Annotated in this window: 16 protein-coding genes and 1 pseudogene; 1 reads left to right on the top strand and 16 read right to left on the bottom strand. The window is 43.9% G+C overall.

Going from position 1 to position 15,431, the window contains the following annotated elements:
• Positions 1-85 precede the first annotated feature (85 nt).
• From ABE28_RS10175 to ABE28_RS10120, 12 genes are all read right to left on the bottom strand, one after another.
• Entirely contained in the window at positions 86-865 is a 780-nt protein-coding gene (locus tag ABE28_RS10175; RefSeq protein ID WP_064466181.1) for a sulfite exporter TauE/SafE family protein, read from the bottom strand.
• A 52-nt stretch (positions 866-917) separates the two neighbouring features.
• Positions 918-1,145, bottom strand: coding sequence for a sulfurtransferase TusA family protein (locus tag ABE28_RS10170; protein WP_064466182.1), 228 nt, complete (start codon positions 1,143-1,145; stop codon positions 918-920).
• Positions 1,146-1,178: 33 nt separating this feature from the next.
• A complete protein-coding gene (locus ABE28_RS10165) occupies positions 1,179-2,306 on the bottom strand; it encodes an MBL fold metallo-hydrolase (protein WP_064466183.1) in 1,128 nt (375 codons plus the stop codon).
• Between the two features lie 152 nt (positions 2,307-2,458).
• Positions 2,459-3,034, bottom strand: coding sequence for a sulfurtransferase TusA family protein (locus tag ABE28_RS10160; RefSeq protein ID WP_064466184.1), 576 nt, complete (start codon positions 3,032-3,034; stop codon positions 2,459-2,461).
• A gap of 52 nt (positions 3,035-3,086) precedes the next feature.
• A complete protein-coding gene (locus ABE28_RS10155) occupies positions 3,087-3,383 on the bottom strand; it encodes a rhodanese-like domain-containing protein (RefSeq protein WP_064466185.1) in 297 nt (98 codons plus the stop codon).
• 138 nt (positions 3,384-3,521) lie between these two features.
• The gene (locus ABE28_RS10150; protein WP_064466186.1) at positions 3,522-4,001 is read right to left on the bottom strand and encodes a DsrE/DsrF/DrsH-like family protein; all 480 of its coding nucleotides are present in this window, start codon (positions 3,999-4,001) and stop codon (positions 3,522-3,524) included.
• A gap of 312 nt (positions 4,002-4,313) precedes the next feature.
• Positions 4,314-4,886, bottom strand: coding sequence for a hypothetical protein (locus ABE28_RS10145; protein WP_064466187.1), 573 nt, complete (start codon positions 4,884-4,886; stop codon positions 4,314-4,316).
• A gap of 245 nt (positions 4,887-5,131) precedes the next feature.
• On the bottom strand, positions 5,132-6,052 hold the full coding sequence (rbsK, locus tag ABE28_RS10140) for a ribokinase (protein ID WP_064466188.1): 921 nt from the start codon (positions 6,050-6,052) through the stop codon (positions 5,132-5,134).
• A gap of 13 nt (positions 6,053-6,065) precedes the next feature.
• Positions 6,066-7,079: an aldose 1-epimerase family protein gene (locus ABE28_RS10135; RefSeq protein WP_064466189.1), complete on the bottom strand. Its 1,014-nt coding sequence runs from the start codon at positions 7,077-7,079 to the stop codon at positions 6,066-6,068.
• 75 nt (positions 7,080-7,154) lie between these two features.
• Entirely contained in the window at positions 7,155-8,501 is a 1,347-nt protein-coding gene (gene fucP, locus ABE28_RS10130) for an L-fucose:H+ symporter permease (protein ID WP_064466190.1), read from the bottom strand.
• 54 nt (positions 8,502-8,555) lie between these two features.
• Complete coding sequence (gene deoC, locus ABE28_RS10125) at positions 8,556-9,221, bottom strand: deoxyribose-phosphate aldolase (RefSeq protein WP_064466191.1); 666 nt, start codon at positions 9,219-9,221, stop codon at positions 8,556-8,558.
• A 103-nt stretch (positions 9,222-9,324) separates the two neighbouring features.
• On the bottom strand, positions 9,325-10,347 hold the full coding sequence (locus ABE28_RS10120; protein WP_064466192.1) for a LacI family DNA-binding transcriptional regulator: 1,023 nt from the start codon (positions 10,345-10,347) through the stop codon (positions 9,325-9,327).
• 327 nt (positions 10,348-10,674) lie between these two features.
• Here ABE28_RS10120 and ABE28_RS10115 point away from each other — a divergent pair, with 327 nt between their 5' ends.
• The gene (locus ABE28_RS10115) at positions 10,675-11,442 is read left to right on the top strand and encodes a hypothetical protein (RefSeq protein WP_064466193.1); all 768 of its coding nucleotides are present in this window, start codon (positions 10,675-10,677) and stop codon (positions 11,440-11,442) included.
• Between the two features lie 88 nt (positions 11,443-11,530).
• Here ABE28_RS10115 and ABE28_RS10110 read toward each other — a convergent pair whose 3' ends face one another.
• From ABE28_RS10110 to ABE28_RS24995, 4 genes and pseudogenes are all read right to left on the bottom strand, one after another.
• The gene (locus tag ABE28_RS10110) at positions 11,531-13,126 is read right to left on the bottom strand and encodes a long-chain-fatty-acid--CoA ligase (RefSeq protein WP_064466194.1); all 1,596 of its coding nucleotides are present in this window, start codon (positions 13,124-13,126) and stop codon (positions 11,531-11,533) included.
• 73 nt (positions 13,127-13,199) lie between these two features.
• A complete protein-coding gene (locus ABE28_RS10105) occupies positions 13,200-13,604 on the bottom strand; it encodes a PaaI family thioesterase (RefSeq protein ID WP_064466195.1) in 405 nt (134 codons plus the stop codon).
• 74 nt (positions 13,605-13,678) lie between these two features.
• Positions 13,679-14,863, bottom strand: a complete 1,185-nt coding sequence (locus ABE28_RS10100; RefSeq protein ID WP_064466196.1) for a thiolase family protein — start codon at positions 14,861-14,863, stop codon at positions 13,679-13,681.
• A gap of 87 nt (positions 14,864-14,950) precedes the next feature.
• A pseudogene (locus ABE28_RS24995) lies at positions 14,951-15,427 on the bottom strand (acyl-CoA dehydrogenase family protein).
• Positions 15,428-15,431 lie beyond the last annotated feature (4 nt).

The following is a 15,431-nucleotide window of genomic DNA, read 5'->3' as shown; positions in this document are numbered from 1 at the left end:
ATTTCAGGTTCGTTTAATATGAACAGCAGCTGTTGTACAATTCCCCCATACTTTCTTTCGACACCTTCCATATCCCCAAGTCATCTCATGACATGATTTGCAGCCAGGTTTTCACAGCCGTCGCTAAGATCAAGAGAGCCAGTATGGCTTGCAGGACTTTTACATTCATTTTTTTGCCAGCCATCGCCCCAAGTGGTGCTGCTATTAAACTAGCTGCAATGATGATCAGGGCGGGATAGAAAGCAACTTGTCCAGTCGTGATTTTCCCTGCCGTCGCACCGATGGATGAGATGAGCGTGATTGCCAGTGAAGACGCGATGGTGACCCTGGTCGGGATCCTTAACACGATGAGCATGATCGGGACTAATAAAAAACCGCCTCCTGCCCCGACTATTCCTGCCCCTAAACCAACGACAAAAGCAAGGACGGCCGCAAGCCATTTGTTAAAGCTCACATGTTCCTCAGTAACAACATCCATACTTTTTCTCGGAATGACCATCATGAAGGCAGCGACCACCGCCAAAACACCATAGACAATATTCACTCCGTTTTCCGACATCGCTCGTGATCCGAAACTTCCGAACATGCTTCCGATCAACACGCTGCTTCCCATATAAAGAATGAGCGTTTTATTTACATGTCCGCTTTTCCGATAGCTCCAAACCCCTCCAATGGAAGCAAACAAAACTTGCACAGCACTTATACCTGTTACATCATGTGCACTAAATGCCCCAAAACCGAAAATGGGAGGAACGAATAGAAGCAATGGGTAATTAATGATCGCACCGCCAATACCGAGCATACCGGACATGTATGAACCTATGAATCCAATCAGAAAGATGGTCATGATAAAAGCGATATCCATATTACTTGCCTCCCTTAAAAATAAGGGAACCTACAAGGTCCCCTCCACTTCTTTAACCTTTTTTGATCCAAACTTTCAGTATATCATTATCCATCGCTGTATCGATTAATTCATGACCGCCTGATTTTGACCAAGCGGCCAAGTCGGCTTTAGCTCCTTTATCAGTTACATGTATCTCCAGCACGTGCCCCTGCACCATTTCATTCATCGCTTTTTTCGTTTTAATGATCGGCATTGGGCAAGCAAGCCCTGTGGCATCCAATACTTTATCTGATATCATCCCATATCTCTCCTTATCAAGTATCATTTTTACTTAACGAACGGCACAGCGATTTGGTCCAATTTCCATTTCGCGCTGTTTTTCATCATTCGGTTGGATTTTGCCCATATTAGTTTCTCGAATTTCTTGATAAGCATTTGGTTGAGGCGGTAAATTACCCGTTACCAATGCTCTGAACTCTGACTCATCTGTTATGTTCAATCCATGATTCTCAGCAAATAAATAGCCTAGCTTTTTGGCGACACTACCATCATCATTCAATTCTTCATGAATCATGAAATGTGAGGGTAATACAATTAACTCTTCTGATAGTTCTCTATAACGTATATATAGCGTTTCTCTCAAATCGACTACCCAATCATCACCCAAGCCTGCTAAGTCCGGTCTGCCGATGGAGCCAATGAATAGGATGTCTCCCGAAAGCAGGTATTTTTCATCGATGACGAATGATGTCGAGCCTATCGTGTGGCCTGGAGAATATAAGGCATGGATATCAATCGCGGTATGACCGATCGTAATCACTGTTCCGCTCTCCAATGGCTCGTAATCAAACGTTACTTCCGTTGCATCTTTTGTTGGCAGCCAGTAAGTTGCATTTGTCTTTTTTGCTATATTTCGTCCCCCAGAAATATGGTCAGCATGTAGATGTGTATCAAACACATGCTTGATTTTTGCGCCTATGCTTTCGGCAAAATCGAGATAAACATCGATCATTCTTGTGGAATCAATTACGGCAGCTTCGCCATTGGATACGACCAGGTAAGATAAACACCCTTTGCCGTGACGAACAAATTGATAAATTTCTCCGCCATCAGTCAATGTTCCGATCTTCACCGGTTCCAAGTGCTCACTCCACGCTTTCATGCCCCCCTTTAAATAAGCAACATGAAGCCCAGCCTCAGACAGCATCTCAGCCACCATTATTGATGAGCCTTCCTTAGCACAAACCACCAGAATGTCCTTGTTTTCCGGAATTCGTTCGATTATTCCTTCCACACCTTCCAATAAATCAAAGTATGGAATATTAAGGAGTTCAAACTTTTCCCCTTCAATTTTCCAATCGAAAAAGTCCGTTCCATTTCTAACATCCAAAATGAATAATTCATCTTCATTGATTACCTTCCTTGCAACCTCCGCTGCAGTCATCGATTTAAAGGTCATTTAAAATACCCCCTATAGTATATTTTACATTAAATTTTTTTATCCTCCATTAGCGTCCGGGGAGTTGACGAATGTTCTTTTTTCCATGAAAACGATTGACACAAATGCACTCAATCGTAAAGAAGTAGGCCATTCCACAACTAAATGTCCGATTACTTTTGAATTGATTCTTGTGAAGGACCACTCCACTGGTTCATGCCAGGTAAAACATTGATGACTTCTTTAAATCCTGCTGCCGTTAGTTTTTGGGCAGCAAGGTCACTACGGCTGCCAGTACGGCAAATGACAAAAAGCTCAGCTTCTTTATCCAGTTCCTCCAAACGTTGTTCCAACTCACCTATTGGAAAGGATATAGCCGTTGGGATATGATTGAAAGCATACTCTGCCCTTTCTCTTACATCAAGGATGATCGTGTTTTTCTTTGCTTCGATTTTTTTCAGAAGCATTTCATTTGTAATGATCTTTTCATGGATTTGTTCTTGTTGATCTTCAACACTAGCTTTGCGAAGATAATGTTTCAAAACCATCCCTTCTTCCACCGTTCCCAAATATTGATGACCTGTACTTTCGGCCCATGCCTTCAAATCGGCCGTTGATCCTTTATCAGTCGCTTGAACCTCAAGGACGCCTCCAGCTTCCAGATTGTTCATCGCTTTTTTCGTTTTTACGATGGGCATAGGACAGGCCAAACCTTTTGCATCACATACGGAATTAGTTGTAATCATCATTTTCCTCCTCGTTCAGTTAATAGGGGTCGGGGTATATAAAAGGTCAAAAAATTCATTCCGTTGCACCCTTCCATTCATCCATGCCCCCCACCATGTTCAGCACTTTATATCCACGTTCCTCTAGTAGCAGTGCTGCCCTTGAACTTCTGCCCCCCGAACGACAGACTAAGATGTACTCTTTTGATTTATCCAGGTCTTGCATGGTAAATTCCACTAAAGCCAATGGGATGTTCATCGCACCGGGAATCTTCCCTGCCTTCACCTCATCCACTTCACGCACATCGATGACATGTACTGGCTTGTTCTCATTCATTAGATCATTCACTTCATTGGTCAATATTTCTCTCATTTTTTATACCTCCTCTAATTAACGACAGGAACTCTTGGCGCTATTACATCGATAGCTCTTCCCTTTTGTTATGCTCATATTCATCCGTAGTACGGACATCAACGGATTGCTCCCTTTTTTATACGCGTATGGAAACCCTTAAATGAATAAGTTTACATTCCCATCCTCAGCTTCAGCTAAATAAGCTGCCACACCTGCATACTCGATTCCATCCAATAATTCCTCTTGTTGCAACCCGAGCAAATCCATTGTCATCGTACAGGCAATTAGTTTCACCTCTTGTTCTTGAGCCAGCTCGATTAAATGCGGCAGTGACATCGCATTATGTTTTTTCATCACATGTTTGATCATTTTAGGTCCCATCCCAGCAAAATTCAATTGGGATAAACCCATCTTATCCGCACCACGCGGCATCATTTTGGCAAACATTTTCTCAAGCCGCCCTTTTTTCACCTTCAACGGCTCTTCCTTCCTCAATGCATTCAATCCCCAGAATGTATGGAAGATGGTCACTTCATGATCGTAGGCTGCGGCACCATTTGCAATAATGTAAGCTGCCATTGTCTTATCATAATCACCACTAAATAAGATGATTGTCGTTTTTTTCTGCTCAGTCATATATGTTTTGTCTCCTCTCTTGATTTTATACCCCTGCGGGTATATTTTATGCTAAAAAAAATAGGACGTCAACACTCAAAAGAGTAAGTGCCATAACTTTACTCGTAAGTAAAAGCTATTTACTCGTGAATTCGGCTTGTGGTAAGTATTTTACCTTGTACATTTCCCCATTATTAAGAAAGATTTTCCTTTCTAATAATCATCAGCTATCGGGCCAATTATAAGTAAGGCGGGAAAGCTCATAAAAAGACCAGATGCATACAGCTCGCAAAGGTCATCATTCAATCAGAAGGATGTGAACCTTCAAAACCTTCACACGAACCAGCGCAGCACAGGGCTTTTGAGATCCATCGTGAATAGGCCATAATCGATGACCACCATTTTATTTTCTTCGGAAAAGGCGACATTTGCGATTCGCAAATCTATGGGGAGCATGCCGTATTTCAGGAATATAAACTCGAGTTTGATCAGCTTCGTATAATCAATGACTGCATGCCGCACGCTCGTGTCCATTTTCTTCATGATGATCCAGCCAGAACCGAATTCACTAACTGGACATATATACTTTCTAACTTCCTCCCTGCAATGGTTATAGATATAAGCTTCATTTGCGTTGGCCATCAGTCCCACTTCGGACAGGGCAACTTTCAATATAAAGCCATTATTCAGGTCATAAACGATTCGATTTAAGCCATGCCCCACTATTTCATACTGGAGGTTCAGTGTGGTTGTAACGGAAATCATCCTTTGTGCTGTCGTGTCAAAAAAATGGTGTTTCCCCATTTTTGCTATCCAAGAGTCAATGGCTTGCATCTCTTCCCGTAGCAGCATGGAACCGTTATTCAGCTGTTGGCCTTTTTCATTTCCATTGTTATTTAGCAACATAATGTAAACGTCTCCTTTTTACTGTATATGTGGGTGAAGGTCGTAATGAAGAAATTCATATAACCCAGAAAGTGAATGAAACCTTTCATCAAGTATTTCTTTACTAACATGCTATGGATTTAAGTGAAAATGGCTTGTACAATCATAAAAAAATCCTAGAAGTGCTCCTTCATGTAGTTGATTAATCATATAAAAAATAAGACAGGTGGCAAAAACCATGCCACCTGTACTCCCAATCTATTGTTTCATGTTCGCGAGGTTATGAACACCTCTAATTCCTCTCTCGTTGGATAAGACGACTGTGTTCCCCTTTTTGTGACACTTAATCCGGCAAAGGCTGCAGCCTTTTTTATGGACATGAGCACGTCACCATTTTTCACAATGAAGTGGGCAAAGCAGCCTATGAAGGCATCTCCCGCTCCGGTTGTATCGACCGCTGCCACTTTTTCTGACCGAACCTTTACGTTTTTCTCCTTCGTTACCCACATGACGCCACGGTTTCCCATCGTTACGATTACATTTTTAACGCCCTTATTCAGTAGAATGGACGCCGCTTCCTTAATTTGTTCATCTGTAGCAATAGGCATGCCCGTTAAAATCTCCAGTTCGCTCTCATTCGGAATAAAAAAGTCACTTTTGCATACATAATCAAAATCAAGCTCTTTTGATGCAGGGGCAGGATTTAAGATGACAGGAATATTATGTTCGCACCCAAAATCAATCGCACGGTAAACGGTCGGAAGCGGAATTTCAAGTTGAAGAACGATCAAGGAAGCTTTCTTAAGCTTTTCAGCGGCACGGTCGACATCCGCCGGCAGCAAGTGCTGGTTTGCTCCTTTAATAATCAGGATGCGGTTTTTTGATTCTTGATCGACAAAAATCGGTGCCACACCGCTTGATGTGCCAGTCACTTTACTGGTGAATTCCGTATCGATTCCATGGCTTTCAAGATTTTGAATGGTGTTATCCGCAAAAAGATCATCCCCGACCTTCGTTATCATCATCACCTTTGAGCCCATTTTGGCAGCGGCAACCGCTTGGTTCGCACCTTTGCCTCCGCAGCCTATCTTGAAATCCGGTGCCTCAAGTGTTTCCCCTTCTTTCGGCATGTCATCGATGTAGGCGATCAAATCCACCATATTTGATCCAATTACCGCTATGTCCATTTATTATTCCTCCTTATTTCTTTCCGGTTACAATCGTGAAATTCCTCTCTTCCCCAGCGCTTAACATCATCAACGTTCCTGCGTTTTCTGCGGCGCTGAAACCTTCTGGACGGCATGTCGCAGGCAGCACGAATGAAGCAACATGCTGATTGGCGTTATGCAATAACCACCTTGTGGCGTAGTTCAATTCCGCTGTCGAAAAGCTGGTGAAAAACGTGATTCCCTCAGGAGAAGCCATCTCGAATACCGCTACTTCCTGATAAAGATTCAGCTCATCTGCAAAAAACACGATTTCGGGATCATACATTCCAGGATCGTTTAATGCGTTAATTGATTCCTGTCCATTTAATAGTTTCTTATTGTAATCCAGCCATTTATCGGTCGGTTTAACATGCTTCGGAATCGACCCCCTTAGCTTGAAAGCGCTGTTCGGGATATTCTGCTTCATTTCGGCATTATCCAAGTAAGCATAGTTTGTATGGCACATATACTGTAGAGGCATCACTTCGCCCGATAGATTTTTCACAGCCATGGTCATTTGAATCGACCCTTTCGCTTTGAACATTTCAACACTCGGAGAAGCTAGATAATGGTGGCCGAAACCTTTTATATATTCGGTCCGTCCACAAATTTTCACGGACGTATCGGTTATTTCCAGCCAAGCACTGTCCATCTCTGCACAGGGCATTTCTCCATGCATTTCATGGTCATCATCAGCTCCCGGACAGCCATTGCTGATTAGCCCTGAATGGAAAGCAAAGCAACCATATGTATCTATGACGCTATCAGCTTTTTTGGGCTGGTCAAACATACTCTTCATTTTAAGATCTACACCGTCAAACTCCAAATCCCAAATCATCTGGCCCATGTATGGAAGAACCACCATCCTGCCCCTTGAATTGGTTACCTCAATCGCTTCAATTCCTGATTGATAGCGGAATAAGGTAACACTGAATTCTTCGTTAGTAAAAAATGCTGTACGGCTTTCTTTAAAATAATTCCGTTGCAGCCCGATTATTCCCTTCATTCCTTCCACCCTTTCTCATGATTTTCGCACAAGGGTGCAGCATTTGAAATGTGCACCGTGCCGAAGTTCCGTTTCTCACAGCGATGATGCCGACTTTTCTGCAGGGTCGATCGTAACCTTTTCCGTTTTCATCTCACCGAAGAAATAGAGTCCAACGTAGATAAAGCATGCCATCGATACAAGGAATGCCAGTTGCATCGAACCTAAGTAATCAGATGCAAACCCTTGTAGCGCAGGGATAAATGCACCTCCGACAATGGCCATGACGAGGATCGCTCCTGCCGTTTCGGTATATTTCTTATCTTGAATGACGTCAAGCGTTTCTGCATAAATCGTTGCCCAGCACGGCCCGAACAGCATACTGACCGCAACGGCTGCGTAAACGGCTGACATATTCGGCACGAATGCCACATAGGCAAGAAGAACTGAACCAATGATGGAGTAACTAACCAATACTTTAGCTGGTGAAAAGCGGGTCATCAAGAAATTGGCAATGAACTTTCCTGCAAAAAATGCACTGAAGCTATATACCATAAAAGTAGAAGCGGTACGCTCGTTAATGTCGGGATTTAAATCGAGCGCAAGGCGAATCGTAAAGGACCAAACCGTTACCTGCATCCCCACGTATAAAAATTGTGCGGCCACTCCTTTGCGGAATCGTTTGTGTCCACCGAGGTATTTAAGCGTTTTCATGATACTGGGCGACTTCCCTGAAGCATTGTTGATCTTCATTTCCGGCTTACATGATGGAAACTTGGTCAAAATGAACAATATCAGGATCCCAATCAAGACGAAAATCATATATCTGTATGGTTCCAGCGTGTTTTCAAGCATTTTCAGCCCAAAGGCCTGTGCCTCCGCTGGGGACATGGTCGCCATCCTTGCCTCAAGGCTTGCACCTTCCTGGAATACAAGGTATTTCCCTAATAAAATCCCTGAAATCGCACCGATAGGATAGAAGGTTTGGCTTATATTCAAGCGAAGGATTGCATACTTGCGCGGCCCAATCATCGAACTATATGTATTTGCCGCTGTCTCAAGAAAACCCAGTCCGATCGCGATGGAGAAAATCGCGAATAAAAACATCGTATACGTAGCCATATGCGAAGCTGGGTAAAACAACGAGCATCCTATAATATAAAAAAGCAATCCGGTAATGATGGCAAACTTATAATTCGTTTTCTTAATGACCATTGAAGCTGGTATCGCAATCAGGAAATACCCGCCATAAAATGCGCTCTGCACTAAAGCACTCGCAAAATCAGTCAGCTCAAATACATGTTTGAACTGTGCAATCAGGATATCGTTCAAACTGGCGGCAACCGCCCATAATGGGAATAGCAGAGACAACAGGATAAACTGAAAAATAGGCGTACGATTCAAATAACCATCTGACAGCTGAATTAAGTTTTGTTTATTCATTTTTCTAACATCCCCTTGTGTCCATTAGTTTAGAAAAACCCCTTACAAGCCATTTCAGTATTCGCCTTCGACTGCTTCTCCCTTCATGATCGCCACCCCGGAGCTTGCCCCTATACGAGTGGCGCCAGCCCCAGCCATCGCTTTCAAATCTTTCAAGTCACGAATTCCACCGGATGCTTTTATGCCAGCCTTATCACCTACAACCTTGCGCATTAATGCTACATCCCCAACCGTTGCTCCACCTGTCGAGAATCCAGTCGATGTTTTCACGAAGTCGGCACCTGCACGAAGGGACAGTTCGCAGGCGGATATCTTTTCTTCCTCCGTAAGCAAAGAAGTTTCAATGATCACTTTCACAAGCGCCTTGGTGCCAGCAGCCTCAACAACAGCCTGTATGTCAGCCTCCACCTCCTCATGTTCACCAGATTTCAATAACCCAATCGCTAAAACCATATCCACTTCTTGCGCTCCATTTTGAATGGCATTCTCTGTTTCCATCGCTTTTATAACAGTCGTCGAGGTACCGAGCGGAAAGCCGATTACCGTGCAAACCTTCACATCACTTCCTTTAATTTTTTCTGCTGCCGTTTTCACCCAAACTGGGTTTACACATACAGAGGCAAATCCATATTCTTTTGCTTCATCACAAAGAGCCATGATTTGTTCTTTTGTTGCTTCCGCCTTTAGTGAGGTATGGTCGATCATTTTTGCCAAGTTCATTTTATACTCTCCTCTTTCTTTTGTTGTTATAAAGCGCTTTCAATATATAAAAAGAAGCCGGGCTACTAGATGGTTTCAATTGTCCAGTGCCCTTTTCATATAATCAAAATGTTTGGTTCACCAACCGGCAAGACTGCCTGATTTTAAGCTCAGGAGCCAATGAATACTCACGTTTTGGAAGATTCCCCTTTAAACCGATCCGCTCATGCAACAGTAAAAAGGCAATCTCTCCAATGGAATTCATTGGCCTTGCCACTACACTAAGCTTTGGGTTCAAAAATGTTGCGATATCGACATCATCAAAGCCGATGAACGATACCTCACTGCCAAGCCTCCAGTTTAAATCCTCGAGCGCCTTCATACAGCCGATGGTCATCATATTATTGGAAGAAAAGATGGCAGTCGGCTTCTCATCAAGCCCAAAAAGCTTCTCTGTACACTGATAGCCACTTTGTTCCCCGAAATCACCTTGAATGACATAGCGGTCATCCAGATCGATTTTGTAATCTGCCAAGGCTTGTTGATAGCCCAAGTACCGCTCCAGCCCAGGAGTCGTATTCAATGGGCCGCATATGATCGAAATCTTTTCATGACCCTGCAGGATCAATTGCTGAACTGCCTGATACGCACCCTTTTTGTTATCTACAAGAACCGTATCCACTTCCAATTTTTTTATGCTTCGGTCAACCGCCACTACGGGAATTCCCTGTTCTTCAAGAAGCTTTAGGTGATCGCCGTTTTCATTTGCCGTTGTGATGATCACGCCATCCACACCACGCTCAATGAAATTTTTCACGATTTCTTCTTCAATCTTGGGAGATTCATTCGTACTGCTTAAAATGGTGAAATACTCTTTTTCACGTGCTTTTTGTTCGATTCCTGCCATTACTAGCGGAAAGAACGGATTCTTGATATCAGGTACAATGACGCCGATCGTATTCGTTTCTTTTAGCTTCATGGTCCTTGCAGCTGCACTGCGGATATAGCCCAGTTCCTTAATTGCCTTAAGAATCCTTTCCTCCGTTACTTTACGAACTCCCCCTTGGTTATTGATGACCCGGGATACCGTGGCAATAGAAACGTTTGCTAGATTTGCAACATCCTGAATATTCGGTTTGGATTCCATTTTTTCACACCTCAAAATGTAAACGTTTAGATTTTTTAATCAAATCACCTGATTAACAACGATATAATCATTACATTACGGAAAATAAAATGTAAACGTTTAGATTATTGTTGAAAATAGATTAACAGGATTATTTTATAATGGCAAGCTTTTTTGTATGCGGTTACATGAAATGCTTACACATTTTTATAGATTCCAATTAAGTTTTGGGAATATTCCAGGTATCCATACTTCCCTTAGCGAAAAAATGGTATATGATAGTTTGTAGCTATAATGGTTTAAGACAAGGAGTGATGAAGTATCCGGAATAGATGGATTCTATCAACAATGGCTGGATTATTGCTCGTTTCATTAGGTGTTTGGGCCTTCAATAATTTGGGCAGCGATAACGAACCACAAAAAAACGAAAGCAAAAAAATCGAGAAGGCCAATATTCCTGAAGTAGAGGAATTTGGCGGGATCCACCTTGAAAAAGTCGGGGATAAGGTCCGTCAAAAAGGTTGGGGAACACTTACCTTGCTTGAGACAATGCCAATTAATAAGTCGTTTGAATTAGCTCACATGGAGATCACGATCAAGGATATTCGCAGGATTCTATTATCCTCGCTATCAAAAGAAGCAGAGACAGAGCTTGAGTCTTATACCGGTTTGAGTTTTGAAGAGGCCTACTCCATTTACTATAAAGACAACTTAAGCATGGAGGAAATCGACCAAAAAGCCGCCTGGTCCAAAGCGGATATCGGCGAACAGGTTTCTTATCTGGAAATTACTTATTCCGTGGAAAATAAAGATTCGAAGGAGCTCCAGTTCTTCGCCATGGAACATGTCACCTTCAATGGTAACCTTACATATGATGTGCCCACTAAAAATTTCATCCACTCCGGTGATACGTTCATCGGGACAAAAAAAGTCAGCCGCTCGGATTACCAACCAGGCGAAAAGAGGGAGGGCACAATTGGCTTATTGATCGATCCAGAGGAACACATGGGGGAGCTCGATTCCTTTTCATTCACGACAGACGATATATCAGATGGCGAATCACATGAATTATTGATGAGGGGCACTTCGTTTGAAGTTCCCTTAAGAGGAGAATAGTTTAGTAGTTATGATAAAACCGCCAGACAAGGGAATGTTCTCTTATTTGGCGGTTGTTTGATTTTCGTGTCAGCTGCCATGCAGCAACTCATATTTCACCTGCTGTATGGCGCTGCATTTCTTCTTCCAATAAGATACGGCGCAATATTTTCCCTACCGCTGATTTTGGGAGTTGATTCGTGAACTCAAATTTTCGTGGTACTTTATAACGCGCCAAGCGCTGAAGGCAAAACTCCCGGATTTCCGCTTCCGAGACGGATCGTCCTTCCTTGATGACTACCGCCGCTTTAACCGTTTCCCCGCGATATGTATCCGGCACGCCATATACACACGTTTCTTTCACGGCAGGATGCTGGTAAATAATGTCCTCCACTTCGGTTGGATAGATATTATAGCCGCTTGCAATGATCATATCCTTCTTCCTGCCCACAATATAAAAATACCCTTCTTCGTCCATCGTCGCGATATCCCCGGTGTATAGCCAGCCCTCCCGCAAAGCTGTTGCCGTATCCATTGGATTTTTCCAATATCCCTTCATGACTTGCGGGCCTTTAATGATCAATTCACCGGCATCGCCTGTTGGCATAACTTTTGTCCCTGTTTTCATATCTACGATTCTGGCGTCGGTATTAGGATATGGTATCCCAATGCTTCCTGGCTTCTTTTGTCCATTAACAGGGTTTCTGTGTGTGGTGGGTGACGTTTCAGACATGCCGAAACCCTCCGATATCGAAAGGCTGAAATTTGTTTGGAATTGGCGAATGATTTCTATCGGGAGCGGGGCTGAACCGCAGCTGCAGTATTTAAAGCAGCTTAAATCGTCTGCCGTTAAACCCGGGTGGTTCAGTAAGGCGATATACATCGTCGGAACACCTGGAAATATGGTTGGTCGATGTTTTCGGATCAAATCGACCACTTTAGCGATCTCAAATTTTTCTAATGTGATATATGTCGCCCCTGCATAAACGGCACTATTCAATCGTCCATTGCCAAACACATGAAATAATGGCGTCAATCCAAGCATTCGTTCGCCAGGACTCTGGAGTTCGAGAGCTTCCGCCGTAAAGGAAAAGTCTTGAAAAACGTTGGCAATCAAATTGAAGTGGGTGAGCATGACCCCCTTGGATTTCCCGGTCGTTCCACCCGTATATTGCAGCAAGGCCACCGCTTTCTTCGGATCGAGAACCAATTCAGGAAGTTCCTTATCCATCGTTGATGAAATGGGCCCCCCCTTCCGTGATATATCGGCAGGAATGAACGTTACCAATTCAGAAAAACCTGTCACTCGCAATATCTCCTGTTGTTCCTCACGTCCAATGAACCACGTTGCCTCGGAGTCACGTAATATCTCATCTAATTCATTGGACTGATACAAGGGATTCACTTGAACGACCACACCTCCCAAACGATGGATCGCATAGTAAGCAATGATATATTCCAGACAATTTGGCAGCATGATGGCTATCCGGTCATTCATTTGAAAACCACTATTGAATAAATACACGGCAAATCGATCCGCGGCAAGCTTCAATTCCAAATAAGTAAGCTCACGCCCGCTGTCGATGACGGCTTTCGTTGATGGATAAAGGTTGGCAGAGCGCTCTAATAGTCCGTATAGGGACAATAAGGGAATCTCAATTTCAGGAGGGGTTTCTTCTGGATAAAATCTTTGCCAAGTTTTCATCAATCTCTCCCACTTCCTTGTCGTTAAAATGCTCGTAACTTTAAGTTTTGCTTACCGCTCGTTCATCCTCGCATCATTTCTCTCGAATGATCTTGAATATCCCCGTTCCCTTTGCAATGATATTACCGTTGGCATCTTTTATCTCTCCTTCAGTAAAGGCGATTTTGTGGCCTTTTTGCAGGACTTTCGCTTCTGCAAATAATTCACCGCTCGATATGCTCGCCAAGTAATGTACGGTCAAACTTGTCGTCACCACTTTTGATCTGGTCACGGAACGGGTCACCATTCCCAAGATTGTATCCAGCATGGTAGCGTGAATCCCTCCGTGCAATGTCCCATTAACATTCAGTAAATGCTCTTCAATGTTTAACTTGATCATAACATTTCCTTCCTCAAAGCGAGTGATTTCAAACCCGATATGTGAAAAGAACGCACTGCTTTCGAATTGGTTGCGAATATCCTCCACTTCAACAGACACACTATCCCCCCTTCCTTTTCCAACTACTCGAATACTATCTTAATTGGATCAGAACCACGTCAGATCTCCACTCCTTATATGGTTTCAACCATGATCGCCATTCCCTGTCCCCCGCCGACACAAAGTGTAGCGATTCCGTATCTCTCTTTCCGGCGATTCAATTCGTGAATGAGTGTTGTAACGATCCGCGCACCCGTTGATCCAACTGGATGCCCGAGCGCAATCGCCCCGCCGTTTACATTCACTTTGCTTTCATCAAGCGCTAGCTCCCTGATGACCGCCAATGCTTGTGAAGCGAATGCTTCATTCAATTCAATAAGACCGATTTCTTCAATCTTTTTACCGGTACGCTCCAAAAGCTTTCCGACGGCTGGTACAGGACCAATCCCCATCACATCAGGAGAAACGCCAGCCACCGCCCAATCTACAATTTTCGCGATTGGCTTCAGATGCAACCGTTTTGCCTCACTGGCTTTCATTAATACCAATGCCGAAGCCCCGTCATTACGGCCACAAGCATTTCCTGCCGTCACGGTTCCATTTTCCTTGAATGCCGGTCTTAAAGCTGCAAGCCTTTCCAGTGTGGTATCCGGACGAGGATATTCATCCACTTCTATCGTAACTGTCCCTTTTTTCTCACTTACCTGGACAGGAACGATCTCTTCCTTGAATATCCCTGTTTCGATCGCCTGTGCCGCTCTTCGTTGGCTTTCAATCGAAAAGGCATCTTGCTCTTCCCTGGAAATGTTGTATCGCTGGGCGACATTTTCAGCCGTTATTCCCATTCCTAATCTGCTTCCATACTTCTCCTGAGGCTGTTGCCCTGCTTCGGTATTCGAGTCTACAAGTTCGGTCCGATCTCCGCCAAATCGGGCACTTCTTAAATAAAGTGGAGCACGACTCATGCTTTCCGTACCGCCGGCAACGACGATATTGGCTTGTCCCGAGCTTAGTTGCTGGGCGGCAGAAGCGATAGCCTGCATGCCTGAGGCACATAAACGGTTTACCGTAAAAGCTGGTGCAGAATCGGGAATCCCTGAACGCAGAGCTGCCACTCTAGCGACATTCGAGGATTCGGTCGTTTGCCTTACCTCCCCGAAAATGACTTCATCCACTTGTTCAGCAGCAATATTGGCCCGTTTAATCGCCTCGTTGATGACGATGCTTGCCAAATGTCCCGAACTTATATTCTTTAATGCCCCTCCATAGCGGCCGATCGGTGTTCGAACAGCACTCACGATTACAATTTCTTCGCTCACTTCACATCTCCCCCTCAAAGTTCAGATACTATTTTTGCCTTCACGCCATTTCATGCATCGGCATACCGCTCATCAATGCTTAAACGGTCAACACTCTTCCAACACATTCCTTGCAATGATTAAACGTTGGATATCATTCGTTCCTTCATATATTTTCGTAATGCGGGCATCACGGTAAAAACGTTCAACTGGATATTCCGCCATATAGCCCATCCCGCCATGAATTTGGACCGCTTTATCCGCCACCCGGTTGAACACGTCAGAAGCGAATAGCTTTGCCATCGACGCTTCCTTGATCTCCTTTTTGCCTTAATCGATTTTTTGTGCCGCCATCATCGTCAAGGCCCTTGCCGCTTCCGTTTCCGTCGCCATATCAGCCAGCATCCATTGAATCGCCTGGTTGTCGGCAATCGGTTTGCCGAATTGAATGCGCTCCTTTGCATACTGACTGATATTTCTATTAACTTCCCGCATGAACCCACTGCCCTTGCCGCCAAGCCGACACGACCCTCGCCCAAGATGGTCAATGCTGAAATATATCCCATTCCAACTCACCAATAACATTTTC

The sequence above is a fragment of the Peribacillus muralis genome (assembly GCF_001645685.2).
Lineage (GTDB): Bacteria > Bacillota > Bacilli > Bacillales > DSM-1321 > Peribacillus > Peribacillus muralis_A.
The sequence above is the reverse complement of the archived record's forward strand: the minus strand, read 5'-3'. Positions and strand labels throughout refer to the sequence as shown.

Excerpts from the sequence above, each read along its gene's own strand:
- ABE28_RS10175 (WP_064466181.1), bottom strand. The coding sequence starts at position 865 with ATGGATATCGCTTTTATCATGACCATCTTTCTGATTGGATTCATAGGT.
- ABE28_RS10170 (WP_064466182.1), bottom strand. The coding sequence starts at position 1,145 with ATGATATCAGATAAAGTATTGGATGCCACAGGGCTTGCTTGCCCAATG.
- ABE28_RS10165 (WP_064466183.1), bottom strand. The coding sequence starts at position 2,306 with ATGACCTTTAAATCGATGACTGCAGCGGAGGTTGCAAGGAAGGTAATC.
- ABE28_RS10160 (WP_064466184.1), bottom strand. The coding sequence starts at position 3,034 with ATGATGATTACAACTAATTCCGTATGTGATGCAAAAGGTTTGGCCTGT.
- ABE28_RS10155 (WP_064466185.1), bottom strand. The coding sequence starts at position 3,383 with ATGAGAGAAATATTGACCAATGAAGTGAATGATCTAATGAATGAGAAC.
- ABE28_RS10150 (WP_064466186.1), bottom strand. The coding sequence starts at position 4,001 with ATGACTGAGCAGAAAAAAACGACAATCATCTTATTTAGTGGTGATTAT.
- ABE28_RS10145 (WP_064466187.1), bottom strand. The coding sequence starts at position 4,886 with ATGTTGCTAAATAACAATGGAAATGAAAAAGGCCAACAGCTGAATAAC.
- rbsK (WP_064466188.1), bottom strand. The coding sequence starts at position 6,052 with ATGGACATAGCGGTAATTGGATCAAATATGGTGGATTTGATCGCCTAC.
- ABE28_RS10135 (WP_064466189.1), bottom strand. The coding sequence starts at position 7,079 with ATGAAGGGAATAATCGGGCTGCAACGGAATTATTTTAAAGAAAGCCGT.
- fucP (WP_064466190.1), bottom strand. The coding sequence starts at position 8,501 with ATGAATAAACAAAACTTAATTCAGCTGTCAGATGGTTATTTGAATCGT.
- deoC (WP_064466191.1), bottom strand. The coding sequence starts at position 9,221 with ATGAACTTGGCAAAAATGATCGACCATACCTCACTAAAGGCGGAAGCA.
- ABE28_RS10120 (WP_064466192.1), bottom strand. The coding sequence starts at position 10,347 with ATGGAATCCAAACCGAATATTCAGGATGTTGCAAATCTAGCAAACGTT.
- ABE28_RS10115 (WP_064466193.1), top strand. The coding sequence starts at position 10,675 with ATGGCTGGATTATTGCTCGTTTCATTAGGTGTTTGGGCCTTCAATAAT.
- ABE28_RS10110 (WP_064466194.1), bottom strand. The coding sequence starts at position 13,126 with ATGAAAACTTGGCAAAGATTTTATCCAGAAGAAACCCCTCCTGAAATT.